Source organism: Streptomyces sp. NWU339 (assembly GCF_003143855.1).
Lineage (GTDB): Bacteria > Actinomycetota > Actinomycetes > Streptomycetales > Streptomycetaceae > Streptomyces.
In genome coordinates this window covers 47787-54124 of the sequence record NZ_QFRK01000047.1, presented here as the reverse complement: position 1 = coordinate 54124, position 6338 = coordinate 47787, and the positions used below count along the sequence as shown (strand labels likewise).

5 protein-coding genes are annotated in these 6338 nt (G+C 70.6%); 3 read left to right on the top strand and 2 right to left on the bottom strand.

Going from position 1 to position 6338, the window contains the following annotated elements:
• Positions 1–516: 516 nt before the first annotated feature.
• The gene (locus tag DIZ27_RS35215) at positions 517–2013 is read left to right on the top strand and encodes an oligopeptide:H+ symporter (protein WP_109382473.1); all 1497 of its coding nucleotides are present in this window, start codon (positions 517–519) and stop codon (positions 2011–2013) included.
• Between the two features lie 126 nt (positions 2014–2139).
• On the opposite strand, the gene DIZ27_RS35210 is transcribed toward DIZ27_RS35215, so the two are convergent.
• On the bottom strand, positions 2140–2703 hold the full coding sequence (locus tag DIZ27_RS35210; RefSeq protein WP_109382472.1) for an ATP-binding protein: 564 nt from the start codon (positions 2701–2703) through the stop codon (positions 2140–2142).
• A 308-nt stretch (positions 2704–3011) separates the two neighbouring features.
• On the bottom strand, positions 3012–3389 hold the full coding sequence (locus tag DIZ27_RS35205; RefSeq protein ID WP_109382471.1) for an STAS domain-containing protein: 378 nt from the start codon (positions 3387–3389) through the stop codon (positions 3012–3014).
• A gap of 239 nt (positions 3390–3628) precedes the next feature.
• Between DIZ27_RS35205 and DIZ27_RS35200 the strand changes: the two genes are divergently transcribed.
• Both DIZ27_RS35200 and DIZ27_RS35195 read left to right on the top strand, forming a co-directional pair.
• On the top strand, positions 3629–4558 hold the full coding sequence (locus DIZ27_RS35200; RefSeq protein WP_181383839.1) for an RNA polymerase sigma factor SigF: 930 nt from the start codon (positions 3629–3631) through the stop codon (positions 4556–4558).
• A gap of 206 nt (positions 4559–4764) precedes the next feature.
• On the top strand, positions 4765–6336 hold the full coding sequence (locus DIZ27_RS35195; protein ID WP_109382470.1) for a ricin-type beta-trefoil lectin domain protein: 1572 nt from the start codon (positions 4765–4767) through the stop codon (positions 6334–6336).
• Positions 6337–6338: the final 2 nt, after the last annotated feature.

Genomic DNA, 6338 nt, shown 5'->3' with positions numbered 1-6338 from the left:
GTCATGCACTGATGGTAGTCCCGCCGCGACACGGTCCGGGGTGTGATCACGACGGCCGGTTCTTACCGCGCGCACACCTGTTTCTCACCTCGGGGCCCGCGAGAGGGGCCTGGAACTGTGGGGTGCGATCCTGAAAAGAACCTTCGAATGAGTGATCACGGTTCCCTCGGGACCTGTGATCCCTGTCTCAAGTCCTTCCATATCCGGCACTGTCCTGCCGTATGGTGAACCAACGCCTGTTGCACCACGGGGACCTTTGGCGCAGTTGCCGCTGAAGGTCTCTTTTGCGTGCCGGTCGGCTTCCCGCCGGCCTCGTAAGCAATGACCTATGGCCGGGCCGCTACGCACATCGACGCGCGTAGCGGCGTGGATCCCGGTGGTCGCCGTCCCCCGCTCCGTGATCCGGAGCGGATTCCCCAGGGGCGTGGGGTGGACGGCACGGCCCGCCGGTGCCGGCCGCCCCCCACCGGGCGCGTACCCGCTTGCGCTACGCGTCCCGACCAGCAAGGAACGACCATGGCGTCCAGCCTGACGAAGGACTCGGTCTCACCCGGCACCCCCGGCTCCGAGAAGACCTTCTTCGGCCACCCCCGCGGACTGGCCACTCTCTTCATGACCGAGATGTGGGAGCGGTTCTCCTACTACGGCATGCGAGCTCTGCTCCCGCTGTACCTCGTCGCCCCGGGCGGCATGGGCCTGAACGCCGGCACGGCGACGGCCATCTACTCGGTGTACCTGTCGCTGGTGTACCTGCTCACGATGCCGGGCGGCTGGTTCGGCGACCGTGTTCTGGGTCCGCGCAAGACCGTCGCCGTCGCCGGCGCGATCGTCATGCTCGGCCACCTGACGCTGGCCCTGCCGTCCGCCGGCACCTTCTACGCGGGCCTCGGCCTGGTCGCCCTCGGCTCCGGTCTGCTGAAGGCCAACATCTCCACGATGGTCGGCCAGCTCTACGACGGTCCGGACGACCCGCGTCGTGACGGTGGCTTCACCATCTTCTACATGGGCATCAACCTCGGTGCCTTCTTCTCGCCGCTGATCATCGGCACCGTCGGTGAGGGCGTCAGCTGGCACCTGGGCTTCGGGCTCGCCGCGGTCGGCATGGGGCTCGGCCTGCTCCAGTTCCTGCTGGGCAGCCGTCACCTCGCCGCGCACTCCAGCGTCGTGCCCAAGCCGCTGTCCGCCGCGGAGAAGTCCTCCACGCTGCGCAAGGCAGCCCTCTGGGCCGGCGTCGCCGTCGTCGCCTACGCCATCGTCGGCTTCTCCGGCAACTACACCCTGAACTGGATCCTGGTCCCGCTGACGCTGCTCGGCGTGATCATCCCGGTGCTGGTGCTGGTCCGTATCAAGCGCGACCGGAGCCTGGACCAGGCCGAGCAGTCGAAGATGTCCGCGTACATCTGGTTCTTCGTGGCCGCGGCCGTCTTCTGGATGATCTACGACCAGGGCGGCTCGACCCTGGCGATCTTCGCTGACTCGTCGGCCGAGAACAGCGTCTTCGGCTGGGAGTTCCCGGTCTCCTGGTACCAGTCGGTCAACCCGGTCCTGATCATGGCGCTGGCCCCGGTCTTCGCCTGGTTCTGGCTGGCGCTGAACCGGCGCGGCAAGGAGCCCAGCACGATCGTGAAGTTCGGCTCCGGTCTGGTGCTGGTCGGCGCGTCCTTCTTCCTGTTCCTCGCCCCGCTGTCCATCGCCGAGGGCGGTCACAAGGCGGCGGCGATGTGGCTGGTGGCGATCTACTTCACGCAGACCGTCGGTGAGCTGCTGCTCTCCCCGGTCGGCCTGTCGGTCACCACGAAGATGGCGCCCGTGAAGTACGCCTCGCAGATGATGGGCGTGTGGTTCCTGGCCGTCACCGCCGGTGACGCCACGACCGGCCTGCTCTCCATCGCCGGCGTCGACCTGAACGGGTCGGGGGTCGTCGCGATGGAGGCCACCCTCGCCGTGGTCGCCGGTGTCGCGGTGTGGATGTACCGCAGCAAGGTCAAGTCGCTCATGGGCAACATCCGCTGACCCGCTGGACCGGCCGGCTCGCCGGTCACCGCCTCGCGACGGAGGGCCCGGCATCCACAGGTACGTGGATGCCGGGCCCTCCGGGCGTTCACGCGGCAGACAGGGCGGCGGGGCGCCGCCGTCCGGTCAGGCGGGTGCCCCGAGTTCCGCCCACACGGTCTTGCCCGCGATGCCCGGGGTGCGTACGACCCCCCAGTCGAGGCAGAGCCGCTGGACGATGAACATGCCGTGGCCACCGGGTCGGCCCGACCGGTGCGGGGTGCGCGGGGCCGGCTGACCGGTGCCCCGGTCGGTGACCTCGAGCCGGATCATCTTGTTGTCGTAGACGATGCCCAACTGGTCGGGCCCCTCGGCGTGCAGGCAGGCGTTGGTGACCAGTTCGGACACGACGAGCAGGACGTCCTCGGCGGCGGCCCGCCGGTCGGCGGTGGCGGCGGGCAGCCAGCCCCACGCGTGCAGCGCCTGGCGGGTGAAGTCACGGGCGAGGGGCACGACGCCGCTCTGGTCGTCGAAGCTCAGCCGACGGACCTGACGCCCTCCCGGCGAACCCGGTGACCCGGACGACGGCCCCGTCGGCCCGGACGACACGGCCACCTCTCCGGACGCGCTCGCCGTCGGCGCGCCGCCCCCGGGAGCGCCGCTGGGCTCCGGACCGCGGTCGCCCGGCGGGTAGGGCCGGGTGGTGCTCATCAGCGCTTCACCTCACCGATTCACCAGTTCATGATTTCAAAGAATCCGTATTCAGTCAGTCACACAGTGCGGGATCGCCCGGTTCCCGGTAGCCCCGCGGCCATGGCAGCGGACACATCCAGCTTGTCTCCTGCCCCGGGCGCCCCGGGGAACACTTCCGCGTTCGCACGAGGAAGGCACGACGGCAGGGAGGTGACACGGAGAGTGGTGCGGGGAGGGACACGTCGCGGGACGAGAGGAAAAACGCGCCGGAAGGAGAACGCCGGTCCCGGGACCCGCCCCGGGGTGGCGCCGGCCTGCCCGCGCGGTCATCCGGAATCGTCGGCGAGGGCCGCCTCGAGGCTGTCGTGAAGGGTGAACACCGCTTCCGCCCCGGTGATCTCGAACACGCGTGCGACCACGGACTGCATCCCCGCGAGGTGCACCCCGCCCCCTGCGGCGTCCGCCTTCAGCCGGGCACCGAGCAGTACGTTGAGCCCGGTGGAGTCGCAGAACTCCAGCCGGGAACAGTCGATGACAAGCCGGTTGAATCCCTTGGCGAGGCAGCCCTCCAGTGGCTCACGCAACAGATCGGCGGTGTGGTGATCCAACTCACCCGCCGGGGTCACGACGGCACTGGGGCCTTCTTCTCGCACCTCGACCAGAAGCCGGCCCGACTGTGCGCTGCCGACCGTCCCGCGGTCCATGCCGACTCTCTCTCCCATCGGTCGTGACTGCTGCTGACGCTGTCGAACATTACGCCTTGCCGCCGCGCTTCGACAGCCGAACAATCGGCCGCAAACGGACATATGGCGACAGAACTCACTTGCGATGAGCTCGTGGAAACGGGTAGGGCTAGTAAGGACACGTACCCGACACGGCCGGCTTTGGAGGCGCCGCACACCGCAGTGCACGTAACGGCATCGGCAGCCATACGCCGAGAACGATGGAGGACATCATGTCACCCCGGCTCGACGAATCGCGTACCCAGAAAGCGACGTCGACACTCCCTCCGGAACATCTGGCTCCCATCGAGCAGGACGACATGGGTGTCGTCCCGGACGACGGCCTCCTCGCCGGCCTCCCGGAGATCCCCCCTTATGACGAGGTGGACCCGGTCGACGCGCGGGCGTTGTCCAAGAGCCTCTTCGAGCGGCTGGAAGCGCTGGAGGAAGGTACCCACGAATATTCGTACGTACGCAACACGCTCGTCGAACTGAACCTGGCCCTGGTCAAGTTCGCCGCCTCCCGGTTCCGCTCGCGCAGCGAGCCGATGGAGGACATCGTCCAGGTCGGCACCATCGGTCTGATCAAGGCGATCGACCGCTTCGAGCTTTCGCGCGGTGTGGAGTTCCCCACCTTCGCGATGCCGACCATCATCGGCGAGATCAAGCGCTTCTTCCGTGACACCTCGTGGTCCGTGCGCGTACCGCGCCGGCTGCAGGAACTCCGGCTCGACCTGGCCAAGGCCGGCGACGAGTTGGCCCAGCAGCTCGACCGGTCCCCGACCGTGGCCGAACTGGCCGAGCGCCTGGGCATCTCCAAGGACGAGGTCGTCGAGGGCATGGCGGCGTCGAACGCCTACACCGCCTCCTCGCTGGACGCGCAGCCGGAGGAGAACGACGTCGAGGGCGCGTTGGCGGACCGGATCGGTTACGAGGACCACGGACTCGAAGGCATCGAGTACGTCGAGTCGTTGAAGCCGCTGATCGCCGAACTGCCGCCGCGCGACCGCACGATCCTCTCGCTGCGCTTCGTCGCCGGAATGACCCAGTCGGAGATCGGCGAGGAGCTGGGCATCTCCCAGATGCACGTCTCCCGGCTGCTGTCGCGCACGCTGGTGCGGCTGCGCAAGGGGCTGACCGTGGAGGAATGACGGTCGAGGGCCGACGGGGCCGCGCCCCGCGCCCTGTCGGCGCCCGGTGCCCGCGAGGGGCGTCCGGCGCCGACAGGGCGCGGGGCGCGACGCGTTACCTGCGGTCACCCCTTTCCCCGCGGGCCTTCTTCCTCCACTATGGGCACGCCCAGACCGGCTGGTATGTCAGGACGACGGGTCCGACGGCCAGGGCTAGGAGGCGGTGCATGGATCGGGGCGAGGAGGCCGTCAACGGTGACGGGCTCGGCGACGGACACCCGGGTGCGCACGCGGGCGCGTCCGACATCCGGCTGACCGAATCGCTGCGCGCCGACACCTCGGCCGCGTACTCGGCGCTTCAGGAACTCCGCGCCCGGCACGGCCCGTCCGTGCTCGCCTACGCCCGCCAGTGCACCACGGGCGACTCCGGCGCGCGTCAACTCGCCGCGCAGGCCTTCACGGACGCCGCCCGCGAGACCGCTCGCGGTACCGATCCCGGCGGCCCCCTGCGCCACCGGCTCCTGCTGCTGACCGCCCGGGTGGCAGCGACCTGGGCCGCCGACGGACGGGCCGGCGGGCTCGACGCCGGACTGCACCTCGTACTGAGTTCGTCCGGTCCCGACGGCCCGGTCCCGTCCATGCTCGCCGCCTTCCGGACGCTGCCGTACCGGGCGCAGGGCCTCATCTGGTACGGCATCGTGGAACAGGAACCCGCGCACCGTACGGCGACGCTCCTCGGCCTCACCCCTCAGGACGTGGCCTACGGCACCCGGCCCGCGCTGGAGTCGCTGGGCCGGGCCTGCCTGCGGTCCCGGCTGGCCGCCTCGGACGATCCCCGGTGCGTCGACTTCCGCCGGCTCATCGAGGAGTCGGTACGGTCCGACGGCCCCCGCGCCAGCACCGACCTGAACACCCACATGGCCCGCTGCGGGCACTGCGCCGCGGCCCACGAGGAACAGCGCGCCCTGCGGGAGGCACCGCGCAGCACCCTGGCCGAGGGGCTGCTGCCGTGGGCGGGCACGTCGTACGCCGCCCCCCTGCCGGGGCCCGCCGAGCCGTCCGCCGGCCCCGGTGCCCCGGTCGGGACGTGGCCGCTGTCCCGGCGTCTGGTGCTGGCCTCGACGGCACTCGGCGTGGCCGTGGTCCCGCTGCTGCTCCTGCTGTTGTCACCGGCCGGCACGCCGGTCGAGCACGCCTCACAACCGGGCCCCACCCTGGCGATCCCACCGCCGGTGACCGTGACCGCCACCCCCTCGCCTCCCCCCACCGCGTCCGCGACGCACTCCCCCGCACCGTCCCCCACGAAGACGACCGGGAAGCCCAGCCCGCCGGACACCCCACACCCCACGCCGTCCCCGACACCGCCCCCCACACCGTCCGCCACACCCACGTACCCGCCGCCGGGCAGCGCGTACGCGCAGGTGGTGAACCTGGCGTCGGGCCTGTGCCTGGACATCGACGGTGACCTGGAGAACCGCACGGACGTGGTCACGGCGCCCTGTGACTCCTCCCGCTCCCAGCGGTGGCGGGTCGACGCGGAGCGCGGTGTGCTGCAGTCCTACGCCGACTCCGACTACTGCCTGGACAGCCGTGGCGCGGTGGACCGGGGGGTCGGCATCTGGGAGTGCGACTCGGTGGACGGGCGCAACGGACAGAACCTGCGCTTCGCCGTCGACGCCCGTGGGGTGATCCGCCCGGCCATCGCGCCGGACCACGCGGTGACGCCGACCGGAGGCGACTCGGTGTCCCTGGCCGGGGAGGCGGGGCGGGCGGATCAGCGGTGGCGGGCCGGGGCCTGAGC

Coding starts and splice junctions, on each gene's coding strand:
- DIZ27_RS35215 (WP_109382473.1), top strand. CDS start 517: ATGGCGTCCAGCCTGACGAAGGACTCGGTCTCACCCGGCACCCCCGGC.
- DIZ27_RS35210 (WP_109382472.1), bottom strand. CDS start 2,703: ATGAGCACCACCCGGCCCTACCCGCCGGGCGACCGCGGTCCGGAGCCC.
- DIZ27_RS35205 (WP_109382471.1), bottom strand. CDS start 3,389: ATGGACCGCGGGACGGTCGGCAGCGCACAGTCGGGCCGGCTTCTGGTC.
- DIZ27_RS35200 (WP_181383839.1), top strand. CDS start 3,629: ATGGAGGACATCATGTCACCCCGGCTCGACGAATCGCGTACCCAGAAA.
- DIZ27_RS35195 (WP_109382470.1), top strand. CDS start 4,765: ATGGATCGGGGCGAGGAGGCCGTCAACGGTGACGGGCTCGGCGACGGA.